A 19,611-nucleotide genomic window follows, 5' to 3' on the forward strand; every position below is an offset into this window, starting at 1 on the left:
CTTCGCGCATCGATCGGCAAATACGCCGAGCCGCCGAACGCCGCGTTCGAACAGTACAGCTCGCTGCAAGAGAACCTTCCGGGCGTTCTTGCCGCGTTCGTACCGTTCGGCTTTAACACGCCGGGCCACACGGTTCGTCCCGCAACCTCGATCAACGCGGACTTCTCGCTCGAGCACCACATCAAGAACACGGACTGGTCCTTCAAACTCTCCCCGTTCCTACGCAAGACGAAGGATCAAATCCAACAGTTCTTCCTGGATCAGCAGAGCGGATTCGTCTCCGGCCTCAACGTCGGCCGTCAGACGAGCGAAGGTCTCGAGTTCCAATTGAACAAGGGCGACTTCTCGCGTAACGGTCTCTCCGGTCAGCTGGCGTTCACGTACACGCACAGCGTCATCAGCTACGACAAGCTGGCGAACGGAAACACCGTGCTCGCGGGCATCAACTCCGACATCGACTCGTTCAATAAACTGACCCAGGCCGGCGGCGGCGCGGCGTGCTACGATTCCACCGGTGCGGCTGCTCCTTGCAGCGCGGCAACGATCGCGAATCCGTACTATGGCGCGACTCCTCAAGGCCACATCAGCGCTGACAACGTTCCGACCTACGACCTGCTGCCGGGCCCGATTGGCGCTTCGGCTGCATCGTACGGCGTACCGTACTTCGCAGCGTTGATCCTCAACTACAAACACGACAAGTTCGCGATCACCCCGACCGTCCAATTCCAGGGCGGCGGTCGTTACGGATCGCCCGAGTCGAACTACGGTATCGACCCGACCGCAGGCTGCAAGCCGCTTGCGGGAACTGTCTCCACCTCAGATCCGCGCTACATCTACGGCGGCCAGCCTGGCGCAGCCGGTTACGATGCAACGTCCTGCGCGGGCGTGCTTCCGGTTCCGAACACGTTCACGAAACAGTTCGATAACCTGGGCGCGTTCGTTCAGCCGTCGCAAATCGTAGCGAACGTCCAAGTGAGCTATGAGGCTTCGCCGAAGATCACCCTGATCGGGACCTTCGCGAACGTCGTCAACAGCTGCTTCGGCGGTTCGAAGACCGCGTGGACCTCGAACGACCACAACGTCTGCTCCTACAACATCGTAGGCGCCGGCGCAATTCCCCCGGTCGGGAACGTCTACAATCCGGGTACGCCGATTTCACAGTTTGTGAAGTATCCGTATCTAGCGAACCTCGGCAGCGTCAACGTTGACGGCAGCTCCACGAAGACGCCGTTCAACTTCTTCCTCGAAGCGAAGATCAAGCTCTAAGCTTCGATCCACCCTCGCGAAGAATGAAAGGCCTCTGCAAACGCAGAGGCCTTTTCATTTGCAGCGGTGTAGGACGCTCGCCGATGCAGTATGGATACTTTTGCGAGGATTGTGAAGTCTCGGTCTGGCCGAGCACCACGCGCTCGGAACTCAAGTGGCTGCGCGATCGCACGCACATCGTAACCGAGGTCTCAAAGCACACCGCCACCGGCCTCGACACCTGGATCGTCGAAGGCCTAGACTTCCTCGACACCCACCACGGCCACAGCGTCATGCTCGTCAGCAAGAAGTAACCTTTGTCATGCTGAGCCCGTCGAAGCACGAGCATGCTCCGGGCTTGTCATGCTGAGCCCGTCGAAGCACGAGCGTGCGACGGGGCCTGTCATGCTGAGCCTGTCGAAGCACGAGCGTGCCACGGGCCGTCCTTCGATAGGGCGTCGTCCTTCGACAGGCTCAGGATGACAAGGGGCGTCCTTCGACACGCTCAGGATGACAGGGGGCGGGGCTTTGCTTTTGTCAGGCTGCCCTGAGCGAGGTGTTGACGGGTCGAGGGACGACCTCGTCGTGATAGAATCGGCGTGGAGAGGTTGGTATGCGCGAGATCGTTTCGGATCGGACGGAGGTCGAGTACCTCGACGGGCGTCCCTACCCCAAGGTGAGCCCTAAGTGGTCGCACGGCGCGGCGCAGATGGCGATTGCGATGGCGCTCGCGCGCTGTGGTGAAACACTCGGGCATGTCGTCACCGAGGTTCGCTTTAAGCTGGAACCGGGTACGGAATTCGTGCCCGACGTTGCATTCGTTTCGTTCGATCGGTTGCGTGAACTGGGCGACCGCGACGCCGAAGAGCCGCCATTCGCGCCCGATATAGCGGTCGAGGTTCGCTCGCCATCGGCGCGAGGTACCTACGAGGCGCGCAAGGTTCGTGCGTACCTCGCGCATGGTGCGGTCCTCGTGTTGGATGTGGATCCGCAGAAGCGGCAGGTGGTGGCGTATGCGCGCGATGGCGGCGCTCGCACCTATTGCGAGGGTGAATCGTTCGAGCACGAGATCGTACCGTGGCTGCGGTTCGAGGTTGGCGAGGTGTTTGCGAACGTGCGCCGTCCTTCGACAGGCTCCCGTCCTTCGACAAGCTCAGGATGACAAGGGGGTCCTTCGCCGAGCTCTGTCCTTCGACGAGCTCAGGATGACAAGGGGAAGAAAAAAGAACCGGGGGCGGGAGGGTGCGACCCGGTTCTTTTTATCTGGGCGGACGCGCTATGCGTTAGTCCGGGATTTGGAGGTGCTCGCCGGGTTGGAGTGAGGCGGCGCCTAGGTGGTTGACTTCGGAGATGCGGTCGATCGTTTCTTGGACGTCGCCCGAGCCGGTGTGCGCGGCGGCAATCGTCCAGAGCGTGTCGCCCGGGTGCACGGTGACGGTCGTGTAATGTTGGGCGCCGGCTGCGTAGAGCCGCATGCCCGAGAGCGCCGGCAACGTGACCATCAAGCTGAGCGCGACCAGCGCGATCGCCGGCATCAACGTGAACTTCTTGCGCTTACCCACCGTGCTTGTCTCCTTACTCTATCTTGTGCCAAACATACGTTCGTGCCGGATTCGATCTACATGTTGTGCCAAACGCCTGTTCGTCCACTAGATTTTAGCATACCCATTCGAGCGGGTGTCAAGCGGTTCTCGAACATATGTTTGCCTTGCGGGTCGGTTTATGGTAGGGTTGTATGCAATGCAGGTGCCATACGGGTGGCATTTTACGGAACAGCTAACCAAACGGGGGAGTCATTGATGGAGGGAACGACCGAGCGCCAGCAGCGCATTCTCGAAGTCATCCGCGAATTTACCGCCGAGCAGGGCTATCCGCCCTCGGTTCGCGAGATCGGCGAGCGCGTCGGGCTCTCGTCCTCGTCTACGATCCACTCGCATCTCAAAACGCTCGAGCGTCACGGCCTGATCAGCCGCGACCCGACCAAGCCTCGCGCGCTCCGCTCCGACTTGGGCGTGAAGCGGCCTGCCGGTCCTGAGACCGTCACCCTGCCGATCGTCGGCAAAGTCGCCGCCGGCGTGCCGATCACCGCGACCGAGAACCTCGAAGGCGAGTTCGTGCTTCCCGCCTCGTTTACGCGAACCGCGGACGGCTTTATGCTGCGCGTCGCGGGCGATTCGATGATCGATGCCGCCATTCTCGACGGCGATCTCATTTTGGTCCGGCCGCAGCGTAATGCCAACAACGGCGAGATCGTGGTGGCCATGCTCGAAGGCGAAGCGACCGTCAAGCGCTTCTACAAAGAAGAGGGCCGGGTGCGCTTGCAGCCGGAGAATTCCGCAATGGCGCCAATCTACGCGAACGATGTTACCATCGTCGGACGCGTCGAAGCCGTGGTCCGTAAACTCTAGCCCGGAAACCACCTTCGTCCGCGTTCTGCGGCGCATCGGCGATGCGCCCGCGATGCTGGCGATCCGCGAGAGCCTGCCCTGGAGCTTCGTCGGCTTACTGGCCGGGCTCGTCGTCTTTCTCGCGATCGTTCGCGTGCCGCACGGATCCTTCGGCACCATGCTCGTAAAACGGCTCTCGCTCGCCGAATTGCCGGCCTTCGGCATCATGGGCTGCACGCTGGTCGTCATTCTGGCCGACCGGCTCGCCCGCAAACTCGATCTTTCGCGCCGTTGGGTGGTGCCGGTGGCGTCGATTGCCTTCGTGCTCGCCCTGCCGCGGCCGTACGCATTACGCGAGCCGATCGCGTACTTACATCGCGTCGGCGAGAGCGGGCTCTTTCTCGCGATCGTGGTCGCGCTGCTCGTCGCGGGCGCCTTCGTACTGGCGCGGCGCGCCGGTGCGCGCGGCGCGATCGTCAACATCGCGCCGGCTTTCGCGATTCTCGCGCTCGCGGGCGCGCTCTTTCTCGCGCACGTCTCGCTCGGTAACGCGCTTATCGCCTTGGTGCGTCCGCTCGGAACGCTCGGCGATACGTACGTCGCGCTCGTGCTCATCACGCTTGTCGAAACGCTGCTCTGGACGATCGGCGTACACGGGCCGGCGACGCTCGCCGCGATCGTCACGCCGATCTATTTTACGCTGCAACTGCAGAACACCGACGCATACGCGCACCATCGGCCGCTGCCGCACATCGTGGTCGTCTCGCTCTTTCTCTTCGTGTTCCCGGGCGGCGCGGGCGGTACGCTGCCGCTTTCGTTCATGTTGCTCTTTAGCCGGGTGCGGCGACTGCGCAAGATCGCGCGCTTGACGATCGTGCCGGCCCTGTTCAATATCAACGAACCGCTGCTCTTCGGCCTGCCCATCGTGTTCAATCCGTTTTTGGCCGTGCCGTTCGTGGTCGCGCCGCTGGTGCTCGCAACGGTCACCTATCTCGCCGTCGCGCACGAAGCGGTCGCGCGTCCGGCGTTTTACATTCCGTCGGGCGTTCCCACGGTGTTATCGAGTTATCTCGCCACGCTCGACCCGCGGGCGGTGCTCCTCGCGCTCGCGAACATCGCGATTGCAACCGCCATCTATTTTCCGTTCGTGCGCGCGTACGAACGACACGAGGAGCGCCGGGCCGGATGATCGATCTTCTCTGCGAGCGTTTTGCCATCGAGGGAACGCTGCGCGCCGCGGCGCGTCGCGCGTACGATCGCACCCGAGAGTTGCGCTACGACGCGCAGGCGCGCGTGAAACTCAACGTCATGCAAGCCTTCCTCGACGAAGGCGTCGCCGAGAGCGACTTCGCCGGCTCGACCGGCTACGGGTACGACGACGCCGCGCGCGCGCGCTACGAATCGCTGCTCGCGCGCGTCTTCGGTACCGAGGGTGCGCTCGCGCGGCTTTCGATCGTGAGCGGCACGCACGCGATCGTCACCTCGCTTGCGGCGTGCGTGCCGGCGGGTCGCGCACTCGTGAGTATCACCGGCCGCCCGTACGATACGCTGCGCAACGCGATCGTCGAACATCCGCTCGCACTCGCAACGGAGGGCGTGGTTTACCGCGAACTCGCGCTCGCCGGCGGCGCGCTCGATCGCGAAGGAATCGCGCGCGAGCTGGAACGCGACGATGTGGCGGCATTCTTCGTGCAGCGCTCGCGCGGCTACGCACCCCGGCCGGCGCTCGCGGTCGGAGCCTGCGAAGCGGCCTTCGCGGCGATCAAGGCTCGCCGTCCCGACGTGGCGATACTGGTCGACAATTGTTACGGCGAACTCGTAGAGGAGCGCGAGCCCACGCACGTGGGGGCCGATTTGGTGATGGGATCGCTCATCAAAAACCTCGGCGGATCGATCGCGCCCGCGGGCGGATACGTTGCGGGCCGGCGCGATCTGCTCGATCGCGTCGCGGCGCGCCTGTACGCACCGGGCTTGGGCGACGCATTGGGGCCCACGCTGGGCTTCGGCCGCAGCTTCATCCAGGGACTCTTTTTGGCCCCGCTGGTGGTCGAGCAGACGCTGCGCGGACTGGATTTTGCGGCGGCGCTCTTTGCGGAGTTAGGCTTTGCCGTCGATCCCCTGCCCGGGGCGACGCGCACCGATATCGTGCAGGCGATTCGGCTTGGCGATCCGCGCCGGCTGGCCGCCTTCGCGGCCGGACTTCAAACCGCGATGCCGGTCAACGCGCGTTTTCGGCCCGAGCCGGGGCCGGTGCCCGGGTATGTGGATCCGGTCATCATGTCGAGCGGCTCGTTCGTCGGCGGCGCCACCATCGAACTTTCATGCGACGCTCCGTTGCGCGAACCGTACGAAGTCTATCTTCAAGGCGGTCTCGTCGCCGAACACGCAATGCTCGGCGCCCTCAAAGCCGCCGAAGCCGTGCTCGCAACATAGGGACTATGTACCCTGAAGGCACAACGCGCGGCTTGAAGAACGTGTAGTCGCAGTGAGCACTGAGTCGGGTGGGCCGCAGCAGCGGCGATATTTCCGCGCCAGCGTTGATTTCCCGGTAACGGTGATCGTTCCGGGAGATGAGTTGGTCATGTATGGCGACGCCGTCGATCTGAGCGGCGGTGGCGTTCGCGTGTCCACCAAGAGCGATTTGAACTCCGGGCAGAACGTTACGCTACGCTTCACGCTTCCGCAGAGCGATCGCGAAGTGATGATACGGGGCCGCGTGGTGTTGTCGTTTTTCGATGGGGCCAAGCAGATCTTCGCTCACGGCATTGCGTTCACGCAGATCGCGCAGAACGATCAAGCCGCAATTGTGGAGTACATCCACGAGTTGCAACAGCAGGCGCGCGCCTAGCTCTGCGGGCCGCCCTCTCCAAGAAATCCGTAGAAGAAATACTTGCTGCCGTCCGAAAGCGTGAGGACGATGCGGGTGTCTTCAAGGTCGGCCGATGCGATGGTTTTGCCGGCCATCGTTTCGAGAATAGCCTGCGCCTGCATGAACTCAGCCTCGCGCAGCGCGTCGGGCTCCACCTCGATAAGATGTAGCAACTCGTCGATTCGGTCGTTCATTTGCTCGGTCTTGAGCCCCATTTCCTTGAGCCGTGCGGTCACTTACAAGTGTATCGTCCGCAGACCCTTATAAATTAACCGTCGGCGACAGATACCCTTACCCACCAGGGAGCCCGCCCTATCGGGGGAGAAGGGCGGTCGGCCATGTATCTCCTCGAGGTTTTAAGCGGGCCGCTGGACGGCAAGACCTGGTCGTTTGATGACGAGATCGTCATCGGTCGCGACGAGCAGGTCGCCGACGCGTGCATTACGATCGACCGGTACGTCTCCCGGCGGCATGCCAAGTTGCACGCCGCGGCCGGCTCGCTCGTGCTGACCGATCTCGAGAGCCGCAACGGAACCCGGCTCAATGATCTTCCGGTCACCGGCGACGCCGCGCTCGATATCGGCGCGCCGTTTCAGGTCGGCCGCACGGTGCTGCGCGTTACGCGCGGATAAACCAGCTGCCGATGATCGTCGCGGCCTCGATCGAAGAAGCGCGTGAAGCCGTGCGCGCGTTGCCGCGTCCGCTCGGCTTCGTACCCACGATGGGGGCTTTGCATGAGGGACACCGCCGGCTGGTAACCGCGGCTCGCGCCGCCTGTGCGAGCGTTGCCGCCTCGGTCTTCGTCAATCCGCTCCAATTCGGACCGGGCGAAGACTTCGAGCGCTACCCGCGCGATTTGGCGGCCGACCGCGCGATGCTGGAGGCGGCCGGAGTCGCCGTGCTCTTCGCGCCGGCACCGCAGACGATCTATCCGGCCGGGTTTTCCACCAGCGTCGACGTCGGTCCGATGGGCGCGAGCTTCGAAGGGAAGATCCGCCCGACGCACTTTCGCGGCGTCGCGACGGTCGTCACCAAGCTGCTGCAAATCATCGAACCCGATGCACTCTACCTCGGCCAGAAAGACGCTCAGCAAACCGCGGTTCTGCGCCGGGTGGTCCGCGATCTCGCGATTCCCGCGCGGGTCGAGGTGGTGCCGACGGTTCGCGAGGCCGACGGCCTCGCGCTCTCGAGCCGCAACGTCTATTTAAGCCCCCAGGAGCGCGCGGCCGCGCCCTCCTTACACGCAGCCCTCAACGCGATGCTCGCGGCGTTGCGCGGGGGCGCCACGCCCGCGCAGGCCCGTTCCACAGGGCTTGCGGCGCTCGACCCGCTCGGCCGCCCGGACTACCTGGAACTCGTCGACGCCGAATCGTTCGAGCGCATCGACCGGCTCGGAGTTCCGGCATTTTTGATCGCTGCGGCGGCCTTTGGAACGACCCGCCTGCTCGACAACCTGTGGGTGGCGGCGTGAGCGGGTCGCGCGTGCTGCTCTGCGTCACCGGCGGGATCGCGGCGTACAAGGCGGCCGCCCTTACCAGCACGCTCGTTCAGCGTGGCGATCTGGTCGACGTGATCATGACCGCCGAAGCCGAGAAATTCGTCGGGCCGCTGACCTTCGCCGCACTCACCGGACGACCGGTGTACTCGTCGCTTTGGGATGCGCCGGAACGCATTCCGCACATTCGGTTGGTACGTGAGGCGCAGGTGGCGCTGGTCGCTCCGGCAACGGCCAACGCGATCGCGAAGCTGGCAAACGGCATTGCGGACGATCTGCTCACGACGGCGCTGCTCGCCGCGCGCATTCCGGTGCTGCTCGCGCCGGCGATGAACGACGCGATGTATCGCAGCGCGCCGACGCAGGCGAATCTCGCGCGCCTGCGCGAACGCGGCTACGCGATCGTCGAGCCCGAGTCGGGATTTCTCGCGGAACGCGAACGCGGCGTCGGCCGTCTGGCGAGCGAAGAGGCGCTGTTGGAGGCGCTCGATCGCGCGCTCGCGCGCACGCAATCGATGAGCGGTCTGCGCGTCGCCATTACGGCCGGTCCGACGCGCGAAGCGTTCGACCCCGTGCGCTTCGTGAGCAATCCGTCGACCGGAGCGATGGGCATCGCGCTCGCGCGCGAAGCGCAGCTTCGCGGAGCCGAGGTTACGCTGATTCTCGGGCCGACGCATTTAGAGCCGCCCGCCAACGTGCGCACCGTTTCGATCGCAACCGCCGACGAAATGCTCGCCGCGGCGTTGCGCGACGTGGTCGGTGCCGATCTCATTATCGCAAGCGCCGCGGTGTCGGATTACCGGCCCGCCGAGATCGCATCGCAAAAAGTAAAGAAGGGCGATGCCGGCGAGCGCGTAGAGATGATTCGCACGCCCGACGTGCTGGCGGCGCTCGCCGAACGCAAAGGCACGAGCTTTCTGGTCGGCTTCGCTGCCGAGACGCAAGCGCACGAAACCAACGCGCGCGAGAAATTGACGCGCAAACGGCTCGACGCAATCGCCGTCAACGACGTCGCCGGCGGCCGCGGATTCGGCGCCGGCCGCAACGCACTCACGCTCCTCTGGGGAACCGACGGCCGTCGCGATCTCGGCGAAGCCGGCAAAGACGAGCTAGCCGCCCGCCTCCTCGACGCAATCGCCGTGCTTCGACAAGCTCATGCTTCGACAGGCTCCGTCCTTCGACAGGCTCAGGATGACAAAGGCTTGTGACCGACCTGACGGGTGCGACTTGTCATGCTGAGCTTGTCGAAGCATGAGCTTGTCGAAGCATGGGCGGGCGGCGTGGCGTGTTAGAGGGGGTGGGTGAATGCTGTTAGCGATTGATGTTGGGAATACGGAGACGAAGCTCGGGTGCTTTGAGAATGGGGCGGCTGCGCTCACGCACGATTGGCGCGTTACGACGGAGTCGAAGCGGACGGCCGATGAGTACGGCGTGTTTTTTTCGCAGCTCTTTGCCAGCGCCGGTCGTAAGACGAGCGAGGTGGAGGCGGTCGTGATCGCGAGTGTCGTTCCGAAGTTGGACGCGACGCTCGAGCAAGCGTGCGAACGGTATTTCGGTGTTGCGCCGGCCTTCTTTAAAGCACATCGCCAGCGGCTCATGCCGGTCTTGACCGAACGGCCGGGCGAAGTCGGCGCCGATCTGGTGGCCGCCGCAATCGGCGCGCGCGAGATCTACGGGTCGCCGCTCATCGTCGTGAGTTACGGAACGGCGACCGTCTTCATGGCGATCTCGCCGAAAGGTGAATACCTCGGCACGGCGATCGCGCCCGGCATCAACATTTCGATCGACGCACTCGTCGGTCGGACCGCGAAGCTGCCGCAGATCGCGCTCGAAGCACCCGGCCATGCGATCGGGCGAGACACGATCTCGTCGCTGCAGGCGGGCATCGTTTACGGTTTCGTCGGGCAAACTGAGGCGCTCGTCACACGAATGCGCGAGGAGATCGGCGTTCCGGCGCGCGTCATCGCCACCGGCGGTCTCGCGGACGCGATCGCCAAACATACGCACACGATCGACGAGGTCAACCCGCACTTGAGCCTGCTCGGTCTCCATTTGTTTCATCGAAGCTAAATCCGGGGTCGGCATTCCCCCGTTGTAGCGGTATACAAAAACCGCCCGATGGGAGGGTTGCATGCGGCCACTGCGGGCCTTCTCGGTAGTTGCCCTCTTCGTATGCATGGCCGTGCTTGGCGTACTGCCGGCCTCCGCACATCCGCTCGGCAATTTTACGATCAATCACTTAGCCAAGATCGCCGTGGCGCGCGACGCGCTGCGCGTGCACTACGTGCTCGATATCGCCGAGATCCCGACGTTCCAAATCATGCAAACCGCCGGCGGGAAATGGACGCCGGCCGTTTCGTCGGCCTGGGCGCAGAGCGAGATCGCGCTCGTGCAGCAGGGGCTGCAGATCTCCGTCGACGGCGCGCGCGCCGCGCTGCAACCCGACGGCCCGGCGCACGTACGCACGCGGCCCGGTTCCGGCGGACTCCCGATTTTGTATTGGACCGAAAATTTCGTCGTCCCGGTCGTTACCGGTTCGGCGCATAAGGTCGCCGTCTCCGACAGCACGTATTCGGACCGGCGCATCGGCTGGAAAGATATCGTCGTCGGCGCGCAGACCGAGCCGACGCAAGAGTTACGCGTCTATCCCAGCGCCCTAATCGGTACGCCGCGACGCGTAACGAGCGCGACGTTTTCGCTGGCACCCAGCGGCGCCATTTCGGCGATCGCCGATTCCGAAGACGCGCAGCCGCAGATCGCGAGCAGCGCGCCTTGGCTTTTTAATCCCGCCATTCTCTCGGGCATGTTTTCGCGCCAAAATCAGACGCCGGTATGGGTATTGCTGACGATCTTGGCGGCGTTCGGCCTGGGCGCGCTGCACGCGGTCGAGCCGGGACACGGGAAAGCGCTGCTCGCTTTCACGCTCGTTGGGTCGCGCGCCACGTCGAAGCAAGCCTTGATTCTGGCCGCATCGCTGACGTTCGCGCACACCGTCGGCGTGCTGATCCTCGGACTGCTCTTGCTCACCGCATCGAAGTTCGTTTCGGAGACGGTCTATCCGTGGATCACGCTGCTTTCGGGCGTCGCGGTTGCGGTGATCGGCGCGCGTGCGCTGGCGAAGTATATCGCGGCGCGGCGCGGGCTCAATCACGTTCACCAGCACGCTCACGATGGCGCGCATCCGCACGCGCACGGCCACGATCACGATCGCGACCACGATAGCGCGCACGGCCACGGACACTCGCACGGGATTCCCGGCTCGCAGCCGCTCAATTTCGGCAGCGCAATCTGGGCGGCGATGAGCGGCGGTATCGCGCCGTGTCCCGCTGCGATCGTGGTCATGCTCACGGCATTGCGCCTGCATCAATTGGGGTACGGCCTGCTGCTCATCGTCGTCTTCAGCATGGGGCTCGCCGCGGTGCTTAGCGGACTCGGCATCGGCGTGGTGCACGGCGCGTCGTGGCTCTCCAAGCGTTCGGGCTTCGAGCGGATCGTAAGGATCGGGCCGGTCGTTTCGGCGAGCGTCATCTCCGTCATCGGCGCGGTCATGGTCGGGCAAGGGTTCGTTCAGACCGGTTTTGCATCGTCGGCGGCGATCGTTGCGCTGCTCGTCATCGCGGCCGTCGCCGGCTACGCGTTCGCGCAGCAGGGGCACGGCCATCACCATCATGCGGCGCCCGCGCCCGAGGTGACGGCATGATTTTTTCGAGCGCCGCCACCGTCTTCACACTGGGTTTGCGTCACGGCGCCGATCCCGATCACCTCGCGGCGATCGATAACCTCACCCGCAATTCCGTCGAGCGACAACCGCTGTTCAGCCGCTTTATAGGCACGCTCTTCGCGGGCGGCCACACCGTGATGGTGCTCGCCATCGCGGCGCTCGTCGGATTTCTCGGCACAAAATTTTCCGCGAACCACGCGCTGATCGAAACGGTCGGAACGTGGATCAGCATCGTCGTGTTGCTGGTCATCGCGGGGATGAACCTGCGCCAATTGCGCAGCGGACAAACCGACCGGATTGCGGGCGCCAAAACGCGTCTGCTGCCGACCGCCCTACGCAACGGTACGAGTGCGTGGCTGGCCGTTCCGGTCGGATTGCTTTTCGGTTTCGGTTTTGAAACATCGAGTCAGATCGCGACGTACGCAGTGGCGTTCGGTGCGGACGCCGGCGTTGCCGGGGCGCTCGTCGTCGGCTCGATGTTTTGTGCCGGCATGGTCTGTACCGATACGCTCGACTCGGTGATGATTCACCGGCTCGTGACGTATCGCGCGGGTCGTCTTCCGCGCGTCATGCGTGTGTGGATTCTCTCCGTGACTATCTTCGCCGTCGCGGTTGCGGCGTACGAGCTCGTTCAAGTGCTCGGCTGGAAACCGCCAATTTCGGACTTAACGGTCAGTAGCATCCTCGTAGCCGGACTGCTGGGCGTCTTCGTCTGGATCTTCCTGTCGACGCGGCCAATGCGCCTCGTCGACACACCAATGGAGCAGCTACCATGAAACTCATCCGCGGAATCGCCGGTGTGTTCGCGGTTCTACTGTTGGCCGTAGCGATGTCGTTCTATTCGACACACGCTGCCCGCAGTTCGGACCACCAAGACTCGCCGACGGTCGTTAACAATCCGATGGAAGACGTCACCGACTCGTACGTCTTTCCAGCACCGGACAAACCGGGTAACGTCGTCTTCGTAATGGACTTCTGCCCGCTCATTCCGGTCGGCTGCAATTCGCAATTCGATCCGAACGTACTCTACCAGTTCAAGATCGCCAACGTCGCGGGCGATCCCAAAGAGCATCTGGTCATTCAGATGAAGGCTAATAGTGCCGGCGCGAACCCAACGTTCACGCTCTACGGGCCATCGGCGCCGAACGAAGTCAGCACCCAAAATACGCTCGTCGCGTCGAGCGGTACCTTCGGCTTGAGCCAAAATGCCACGTTGAGCAACGGCGTCTCGGTCTTCGTCGGACCGCGGCACGACCCGTTCTTCTTCGATTTGGCGAAGTTCTTCAAGATTCTCCCGGATCGCAACTACAAGAACCAGCCCAACCCACCGCCCGGTACGGCGAGTTCGTTCAACTTCACCGATCCCAACGCGCCGGTGAAAGACGTGCTCGGCAATTCGTACGGCAACGCCGGAGCGCTCGGCTGCGACGTTCCGGGATCGCCGAACTACAGCGCGCCGAACGATTTGCTCACGCCGTATAACGTGATGTCGCTCGTCGTGTCGGTCCCCAAAGCCATGCTCGGCACGGCCGGCAAAATGGGCTTCTGGGTAACAGCCTCGACGCCGTCGGGATCATAGGGAGATACGTACATGAAGAAACTATTGACCGGCGCCGCCGTAGCGGCAATGCTCGGCCTGGCGTTAACCGGCTGCAACGGAAACGGCCCACGCGTGCTCGGCACACCGACCTCGGGCAACAACACCGTCTACACGCAGACCGAACTCTTCGCCCGCCCCGCGGTTAAAGAAGGCCTCGAGATGTTCAAGGATCACGACGCGACCAATCGCGGCGAACCCTACAGCGATACGACCTTGACCAACGACATCGGCACCTTCGCCTCCACCGTTGCCAAGCGCGACGCGGCGACGACCGGTGCCCTGCAGAAGATCCTCGGACTCGACGAGATGATGTTCGATACGTCCTCGGCAGCCACGACCGCAGCCTATCTCGGCGTCGAGAGCGGCGGCGCGACGGGCAGTACGTTCGGCGGCCGCGCGCTTAACGACGACGTGATCGACCTCGATCTGGGAGCCGTGTTCGGGAACACGCTCTCCTTGCTCAAGGTCGTCCCGGACGACCATAAAGAGTCGCCCTGTTTGACGACCGATAACGTCGGATACGATAAGGCTAATACCGCCACGTTCCCCTACGTTCAACCGCCCGTCTAACCACCGAAGGAACTACAGGTGCGCCTCAGAGGCTCATTGGTCATCACGGCGGGCGCGATTCTCGCGCTCGCCGTCTGGCCGACCGTCATCGCGCTTCGCTCGCAGGCTCCGGCCGCGATCGTCGCGCCGGTGCCCGTCAATACCGACTACCTGCAGCGCGACAAAGTCATCTCGTTCGAAGAGCGGATCGTGCGTCGCGACCCGCAGGATCAGATTACCTCGCGCATGCTCGCGCTCCAATATCTGCAGCGGTTTCGCGAGCAGGGCGACGTGGGCGATATCGAGCGCGCGCAAGCGATGGCCGAGCGTTCGATCCGCCTTCAGCCGCAAGGCAACACCGCCGGACAGATGGGGCTCGCCTCGGCGCTGCTCGACTATCATAAGTTTCGCGCGGCCATCGGACACGAACAGGACGCGATCGACGGCGAACCGTTCAATCAGAACGCGATCGCGCAAAAAGCGTCACTGCTCATGGAGCTGGGGCACTATCGCGATGCCGGCCGCATTCTCGCACGCACGCCGCCGGGTCCCGAGAACCCGACCTGGGAGTCGATTCAGGCGCGCTACGACGAATTGACTGGCCGCATGAACGAGGCGCGCGCGCTGATCGCCCGTGCGGAGCGGCGCGTCGATCAAAATTATTACGAACCCGCCTACGATCGCTCGTGGTATCACATGCGCGGCGCCCAGCTCGCGTTTGAAACCGGCGACAACGCCGCCGCCGAAAAAGAATTCGCGACCTCGCTCGCGCTGTTTCCGAATAATTACATGGCCCTGCTCTGGGAAGCGCGCTACTACCGCTCGCGCAAAGAGTGGCAGAAGTCGCTGGATGCGGCAACCAAAGGCGCGAATCTTTATCCGCTCCCGCAGTTGCTTGGCTACAAGGCCGACGCGCAGCGCGGACTGGGCGATACGAAGGGTGCGGCGCAGACCGACGCGCTGATCCGCGCGGAGCAGCGCCTGTTTAACGTTCAGGGAATCAACGACCGGCTGCTCGCCAACTACTACGCTCAACGCCGCATCTACCTTGGCGACGCCGTTCGCTTTGCGAAACTGGACTACCGACAGCGCGGCGACGAGATCTATTCGGACGACACCATGGGTTGGGTGCTGGCCACGACCGGAAAGTGGGCCGAGGCCCGCACCTACGCCGAGCGTGCCGTCCGTTTCAATACGCAGGACGCCGACGTACAGTACCATGCCGGGATCGTCGCGATGCACACCGGCCACGCCGCCGAGGCGAAGCGACGGCTCGAGTACGCCCTCAAACTCAATCCGCAATTCGACCCGTTCGACGCCGCCGACGCGCGCGCGCAGTTAGCAAAACGTTCGATGGCGTCTCGCTAAAAAAGAATCCGGCGGGGCCGCCCGAGCGTTGACGGATATTCACTCCGCTTCGCACACGAAGCACTTTCGGGAGGGCTCCCTCGTGAAACGGCTCGCAGCCATTCTCTTATCGGCGTTTGCGATCGTGGCGCTGGCCATTACCGCGACGCTCTACACGGCTCCAAAAGCAACCAGCTCGGACCATCAAGACTCACCGCTGACGGTGAGCCGGCCCGGTGCCGATATTACCGACGTCTTCGTTTTCCCCGCCGCCAACCCGCACAACGTAGTCTTGGCGATGGACGTTCATCCGCTCATTCCACGAGGCATGTCCGGCGGCGTCGCATTCGATCCTGCCGTCATGTACCAGCTCAAGATCGACACGACCGGCGATTTTAGAGAAGACAAGGTCATCCAGTTCCGCGCCGTCGGCGAGGGAACCGGACAACGTCTGGAAATGTACGGGCCAGTCGCGCCCGCAATGCAGGGGACTCGCTCGCGCTGGGTGGGACCGGCGGCCACGTTCTCGTTTAACCGGCGCAAGAGCTTTAGTAACGGCGTGCAAGTTTTTGCCGGACCGCGCAAGGATCCGTTCTACTTCGATCTCGCGCAGTTCTTCAAAATTATCCCCGACCGCAATTACAAGAATCATCCTAACGTGCCCGCGCCGAGCGCGAAGTGCTTCCGCAATCCCGGCGTGGATTTCTTGAAGGACTACAACGTTCTCTCGTTCGTGGTCGAAGTTCCGCGCATTCTGCTCGCTAACCCGAAGGGCCGCGTCGGCGTCGTGCGCGTTTATGCGACGACGTCGCTCGCCAGCGGCAACAGCACCTACACGCAGGTCGAGCGTCTTGGGCGCCCGGCGATCAAGGAAGCCTTCGAAGCGTTTGGACGCCACGACACGACCAATCGCAGCGCACCGTGGGCCGATCCGTATCTCGGCAAGGACATTCTCTCGTTTATGACCTCGCCGAAGGGCGCCGGCCGCTCCATGCAACTTGGCAAGGCCGTGGAAAAAGTCCTGATCCCCGACGAACTAGCCGCCGATCTCTCGCAGGCCGGACCGGCTCGTTACCTCGCGGTTGAAACCAACGGCAAGAGCGCTCTGCCGACCGGCATCGTCCGCGTCGTACCCGAAGCCGCACTCGGCGGCTTGAAGAAGGCGATCGGCGATCCGTACCGCCACTTCGGCGGCCGCGATCCGTCGAGTCCGGTCATCGATCTCTCGCTCGGCGTGATCTTCGGCACGCTCGGCCAGAAAGTTGGCCTCGCACCCGACGATCACAAAGACACCGCGTGCCTCACGAGCGATAACGTCACGGCCGGCGATCGCGGAACGACCGATACGTTCCCGTATATCGGCAAACCGATCTAATCAATCGGCCGCAGCCGCAGTCGCGCGTAATTCGCGCGTGCGGCTGCGGCGCAAGGTTGCGCCGTTTCTGCGCGGGTCGTCGGTGTTTTGGGCGACGTATGCCGCTACCGCAAGTTCGACGATTGAGGAAACCGAGACGCGATGCGTGTCGCGCAGGTGCGCGAGTTTGTCGGCTAGGGGGCGCGGCAAGGTCACCGTCACCCGGCAAAGTGGTGCGTGGTTTTTCATAAAGACGTAAGACGAAACGGTGCGCGGGGACGTGTGGATTGCACGCCTGCGCGCGCGGTATGCAGGTAAAGCAAGCAGGCTTTAGACCGTTCTCAGCATTGGTTAATCATACGGTGCCCGGGTACAGTATTGCTCGTATGGTAGAGCTGGGTGCTTTCGACGAGTTATACGCGACGTATCGATCGCTCGTCTTTGGCGTGGCTCTGCGCGTGCTGCGCAGTTCGATCGAGGCCGAGGACGTCGTGCAGATCATTTTTTTGAAGGCCTGGATGCACCCCGAGTCGTTTCGCGGCGGCAATATCGAGAGTTGGCTGACGACGCTTGCGAAAAATTGCTCGATCGACGTGCTGCGGAAACGCCGCCACGAACTCGCGGCCCTACCGATGGAGTCGCTGCGCCTTTCCGCATCGTCGAACGATACCGAACAAGATGCGCTCGCCACCCTGCGCGCGAGCGCGGTTCGCGAAGCGCTGCGCTCGCTGCGCGTCGATCAGCGCGACGTCGTGGTGGCCTGTTTTTTGGATGGACAATCGCACGAACACATCGCGCGGGCGACGGCATTGCCGCTGGGTACGGTCAAGACGCGAATTCGCAGCGGCCTGCGGCATCTGCGCCGCCAGGCTACGAACTTATAGCGTAAAAGACCAAACCGGTTAGAGCGACAAACGCGCCGCTTAGCACTTCGCCGTACCGCTCGAGATTGCCGAGGTTCACGCGCGAAGAATGGGACCGGTCGCGGGCACCTGCGTTACGGCGCCGGTTCGCTCGGTGCGCTGATGACGGTTACGAGCTTTGAAAGGCCCGCGACTTCGAACATGCGTCGTATTCCCGCGCTTGCGATGACAATCATATCGAGCGGGTCTTTTCCGCTTTGTTGGAACCGGCGGCGATAACGCATCAGTACGGTCAGGATCGATGAGTCGATCGAGGTTGCCGCCGAGCAGTCGATGACGACGCGATCGGCGCTGTTCACGTCGGGCAACTGCGACTCGATCTCTTGGCGCCTGCTGATGTCTAAGTCACCGGTCAAGACCACACTGATGCTGCGTTCGTTAGCGGCCACTACTCTTTTGGGCTCCTAGGGACGAGATGGTTGCCGACTAAAAGGACGGCGTATCGGAGGCCTATTCCCGGCTACGCCGTCCAATAAACTGGAGGTTCAACCGCCTGCTTGGCGGGTTCTGGCTCGCGCTAGAGCCACCAATGCGCCCCGATCGTGGTATTCAGCGTGACGCCGAAGGTGAGATAGATCAGCCAAATGCCGGTGAGGAACTGCCAAAGTCCGACCAACCGGCGTCCCTCGAAGACGCCGAAGCTCGTGGGAACTTCGGTGATGTAGATCAGGCAAAGCCCGATAAACAGAATGCCCGCCGGCACATCGCCGGCTCCGAAGAAGACCATCGCGCCCAGCAGCGAGAGTAGGAAAAACGCGATCGCCATCCAGGCATCGGGTTGCGAACTCGAGCCGATGAAGCGGCGATGCGAAAGCGCAAACCAATGCACGCCGTAGGCCGTAAACGCGAGTGCTGCCATGTACAGCGGTGGGGAATTGGTGAAGACGCCGAACCACGTGAGGCCGACCATGAGGTAGACTCCGGTGATGAATTGCATGAACCCGTTCATCCAAATGCCCCAGAGCCCGATCGTGCGATCGACCTCGGGCGACGCTTGCGGGTAACCGAAGAGTGCCTGGCCGCCCCAGATGAAGTATCCGGTTCCGAGTCCGAAGAAGCCGATGGCGAGCGGCGCGAATGCCGAATGGGCGAATGTCAGTGGTGACATTGCGTTCCTTTCACGAAAAGAGTGACGTAGGTTATTGAAATGCCGACGAGAGTCTACCGCGAAATGATTGAACCTTCTGCTATTACCCATGCAGCGGATCGAATAGCACCCTACGTACGCGAAACGCCGATCGTACGCTTGGAGCCCGATGCGTTCGGATCGAGCGCGCGCATTTCGCTCAAGCTCGAATCGCTGCAGCATGCGGGTTCGTTCAAAACGCGCGGCGCATTCAATTGCGTTTTGGGAAGCGATACCGGCCAAGCCGGAGTGATCGCCGCGTCGGGCGGCAATCACGGACTCGCGGTTGCGTACGTTGCCAAGACCCTCGGCTTGCGCGCGGAGATCTTCGTGCCGACGGTGAGTCCGGCGATTAAAGTGGAGCGGCTGCGCCACTACGGTGCGACCGTCAACGTGGTGGGCGCAAACTATAACGAGGCGCTCGATGCCAGCCGCGAGCGTGCGGCGCAGACCGGCGCGCTCGAGATTCACGCCTTCGATCACCCGGCCATCGTGGCCGGCGCCGGAACGACCGGGCGAGAATTCGAGATGCAGGCCGAGGGGCTCGACACGGTCCTGGCCGGCGTCGGCGGCGGCGGATTCATCGCCGGGATTGCGGCCTGGTTCGCCGGGCGCGTGCGGGTGATCGGCGTCGAGCCGGCGGCGTGCCCGACGCTCCACGCGGCGCTGGCGGCCGGGCATCCGGTAGAGGTAGCGACCTCGGGCGTAGCCTCGGATTCGCTGGGCGCGAAGCGCGTGGGCGAGATTGCGTTCGAGGTGGCGAGCTGCTACGTGGAGCGCTCCGTGCTCGTGCCCGACGACGCGATCGGACTCGCGCAGCGCGCGCTCTGGAGCGAACTGCGGGTGGTGGCCGAGCCCGGCGGAGCGGCGGCGCTCTCGGCGCTGCTCTGCGGTGCGTACGTGCCGGAGCCGGGCGAACGCGTCGGCGTGCTGGTCTGCGGAGGTAACGCCGACCTCACGCGCCTGCTCTAAGCCCGTGTGTTATACTACGGTCG

General features: G+C 63.3%; 22 protein-coding genes and 1 pseudogene. 18 read left to right on the forward strand and 5 right to left on the reverse strand.

Going from position 1 to position 19,611, the window contains the following annotated elements; all coding sequences use genetic code 11:
• From VIG32_03990 to VIG32_04000, 3 genes are all read left to right on the forward strand, one after another.
• Nucleotides 1-1,266: TonB-dependent receptor (locus VIG32_03990; protein HEY8297166.1), on the forward strand; the 1,266-nt coding region annotated here is incomplete at its 5' end.
• 83 nt (nucleotides 1,267-1,349) lie between these two features.
• The gene (locus VIG32_03995) at nucleotides 1,350-1,559 is read left to right on the forward strand and encodes a hypothetical protein (GenBank protein HEY8297167.1); all 210 of its coding nucleotides are present in this window, start codon (nucleotides 1,350-1,352) and stop codon (nucleotides 1,557-1,559) included.
• Nucleotides 1,560-1,858: 299 nt separating this feature from the next.
• Entirely contained in the window at nucleotides 1,859-2,407 is a 549-nt protein-coding gene (locus VIG32_04000; protein ID HEY8297168.1) for a Uma2 family endonuclease, read from the forward strand.
• Between the two features lie 121 nt (nucleotides 2,408-2,528).
• On the opposite strand, the gene VIG32_04005 is transcribed toward VIG32_04000, so the two are convergent.
• Entirely contained in the window at nucleotides 2,529-2,807 is a 279-nt protein-coding gene (locus VIG32_04005; GenBank protein HEY8297169.1) for a LysM peptidoglycan-binding domain-containing protein, read from the reverse strand.
• Nucleotides 2,808-3,044: 237 nt separating this feature from the next.
• On the opposite strand from VIG32_04005, the gene lexA reads away from it, so the two are divergent.
• The 4 genes from lexA to VIG32_04025 are packed head-to-tail and all read left to right on the forward strand — an operon-like array spanning nucleotide 3,045 to nucleotide 6,480.
• On the forward strand, nucleotides 3,045-3,653 hold the full coding sequence (lexA, locus tag VIG32_04010) for a transcriptional repressor LexA (GenBank protein HEY8297170.1): 609 nt from the start codon (nucleotides 3,045-3,047) through the stop codon (nucleotides 3,651-3,653).
• On the forward strand, nucleotides 3,607-4,821 hold the full coding sequence (locus tag VIG32_04015; protein HEY8297171.1) for a PTS transporter subunit EIIC: 1,215 nt from the start codon (nucleotides 3,607-3,609) through the stop codon (nucleotides 4,819-4,821). The genes lexA and VIG32_04015 overlap by 47 nt, the downstream gene beginning before the upstream one ends.
• Nucleotides 4,818-6,065 (forward strand): methionine gamma-lyase family protein, encoded by a 1,248-nt coding sequence (locus tag VIG32_04020; GenBank protein HEY8297172.1) that lies wholly within the window; start codon nucleotides 4,818-4,820, stop codon nucleotides 6,063-6,065. The genes VIG32_04015 and VIG32_04020 overlap by 4 nt, the downstream gene beginning before the upstream one ends.
• Nucleotides 6,066-6,117: 52 nt before the next feature.
• Entirely contained in the window at nucleotides 6,118-6,480 is a 363-nt protein-coding gene (locus VIG32_04025) for a PilZ domain-containing protein (protein HEY8297173.1), read from the forward strand.
• Here the strand turns inward: VIG32_04025 and VIG32_04030 are convergent.
• Entirely contained in the window at nucleotides 6,477-6,737 is a 261-nt protein-coding gene (locus VIG32_04030) for a hypothetical protein (protein HEY8297174.1), read from the reverse strand. The genes VIG32_04025 and VIG32_04030 overlap by 4 nt on opposite strands.
• A gap of 102 nt (nucleotides 6,738-6,839) precedes the next feature.
• Between VIG32_04030 and VIG32_04035 the strand changes: the two genes are divergently transcribed.
• The 9 genes and pseudogenes from VIG32_04035 to VIG32_04075 all read left to right on the forward strand — a co-directional run bounded on the left by VIG32_04035 (nucleotide 6,840) and on the right by VIG32_04075 (nucleotide 16,588).
• Nucleotides 6,840-7,133, forward strand: a complete 294-nt coding sequence (locus tag VIG32_04035; GenBank protein HEY8297175.1) for an FHA domain-containing protein — start codon at nucleotides 6,840-6,842, stop codon at nucleotides 7,131-7,133.
• A gap of 11 nt (nucleotides 7,134-7,144) precedes the next feature.
• A complete protein-coding gene (gene panC, locus VIG32_04040; protein HEY8297176.1) occupies nucleotides 7,145-7,972 on the forward strand; it encodes a pantoate--beta-alanine ligase in 828 nt (275 codons plus the stop codon).
• Nucleotides 7,969-9,204, forward strand: a complete 1,236-nt coding sequence (gene coaBC / locus VIG32_04045; protein ID HEY8297177.1) for a bifunctional phosphopantothenoylcysteine decarboxylase/phosphopantothenate--cysteine ligase CoaBC — start codon at nucleotides 7,969-7,971, stop codon at nucleotides 9,202-9,204. The genes panC and coaBC overlap by 4 nt, the downstream gene beginning before the upstream one ends.
• Before the next feature lie 97 nt (nucleotides 9,205-9,301).
• Nucleotides 9,302-10,066 (forward strand): type III pantothenate kinase, encoded by a 765-nt coding sequence (locus tag VIG32_04050; GenBank protein ID HEY8297178.1) that lies wholly within the window; start codon nucleotides 9,302-9,304, stop codon nucleotides 10,064-10,066.
• 106 nt (nucleotides 10,067-10,172) lie between these two features.
• Nucleotides 10,173-11,696, forward strand: coding sequence for a hypothetical protein (locus tag VIG32_04055; GenBank protein ID HEY8297179.1), 1,524 nt, complete (start codon nucleotides 10,173-10,175; stop codon nucleotides 11,694-11,696).
• Nucleotides 11,693-12,493, forward strand: a complete 801-nt coding sequence (locus VIG32_04060) for a hypothetical protein (GenBank protein HEY8297180.1) — start codon at nucleotides 11,693-11,695, stop codon at nucleotides 12,491-12,493. Before VIG32_04055 ends, VIG32_04060 begins: the two co-directional genes overlap by 4 nt.
• A gap of 53 nt (nucleotides 12,494-12,546) precedes the next feature.
• A pseudogene (locus VIG32_04065) lies at nucleotides 12,547-13,887 on the forward strand (DUF4331 family protein).
• Nucleotides 13,888-13,905: 18 nt separating this feature from the next.
• Nucleotides 13,906-15,234 (forward strand): tetratricopeptide repeat protein, encoded by a 1,329-nt coding sequence (locus tag VIG32_04070; GenBank protein ID HEY8297181.1) that lies wholly within the window; start codon nucleotides 13,906-13,908, stop codon nucleotides 15,232-15,234.
• Nucleotides 15,235-15,316: 82 nt separating this feature from the next.
• Nucleotides 15,317-16,588: a DUF4331 family protein gene (locus VIG32_04075; protein HEY8297182.1), complete on the forward strand. Its 1,272-nt coding sequence runs from the start codon at nucleotides 15,317-15,319 to the stop codon at nucleotides 16,586-16,588.
• Here VIG32_04075 and VIG32_04080 read toward each other — a convergent pair whose 3' ends face one another.
• Nucleotides 16,589-16,816, reverse strand: coding sequence for a ribbon-helix-helix domain-containing protein (locus VIG32_04080; GenBank protein ID HEY8297183.1), 228 nt, complete (start codon nucleotides 16,814-16,816; stop codon nucleotides 16,589-16,591).
• 137 nt (nucleotides 16,817-16,953) lie between these two features.
• On the opposite strand from VIG32_04080, the gene VIG32_04085 reads away from it, so the two are divergent.
• On the forward strand, nucleotides 16,954-17,451 hold the full coding sequence (locus VIG32_04085; GenBank protein HEY8297184.1) for a sigma-70 family RNA polymerase sigma factor: 498 nt from the start codon (nucleotides 16,954-16,956) through the stop codon (nucleotides 17,449-17,451).
• Nucleotides 17,452-17,564: 113 nt separating this feature from the next.
• On the opposite strand, the gene VIG32_04090 is transcribed toward VIG32_04085, so the two are convergent.
• Complete coding sequence (locus VIG32_04090) at nucleotides 17,565-17,879, reverse strand: STAS domain-containing protein (GenBank protein HEY8297185.1); 315 nt, start codon at nucleotides 17,877-17,879, stop codon at nucleotides 17,565-17,567.
• 128 nt (nucleotides 17,880-18,007) lie between these two features.
• Entirely contained in the window at nucleotides 18,008-18,598 is a 591-nt protein-coding gene (locus tag VIG32_04095) for a hypothetical protein (protein ID HEY8297186.1), read from the reverse strand.
• 63 nt (nucleotides 18,599-18,661) lie between these two features.
• On the opposite strand from VIG32_04095, the gene VIG32_04100 reads away from it, so the two are divergent.
• Nucleotides 18,662-19,588 (forward strand): threonine/serine dehydratase, encoded by a 927-nt coding sequence (locus VIG32_04100; GenBank protein HEY8297187.1) that lies wholly within the window; start codon nucleotides 18,662-18,664, stop codon nucleotides 19,586-19,588.
• The last annotated feature ends 23 nt before the right edge of the window (nucleotides 19,589-19,611 follow it).

It is taken from the genome of Candidatus Baltobacteraceae bacterium (genome assembly GCA_036559195.1).
Classification (GTDB): domain Bacteria; phylum Vulcanimicrobiota; class Vulcanimicrobiia; order Vulcanimicrobiales; family Vulcanimicrobiaceae; genus JALYTZ01.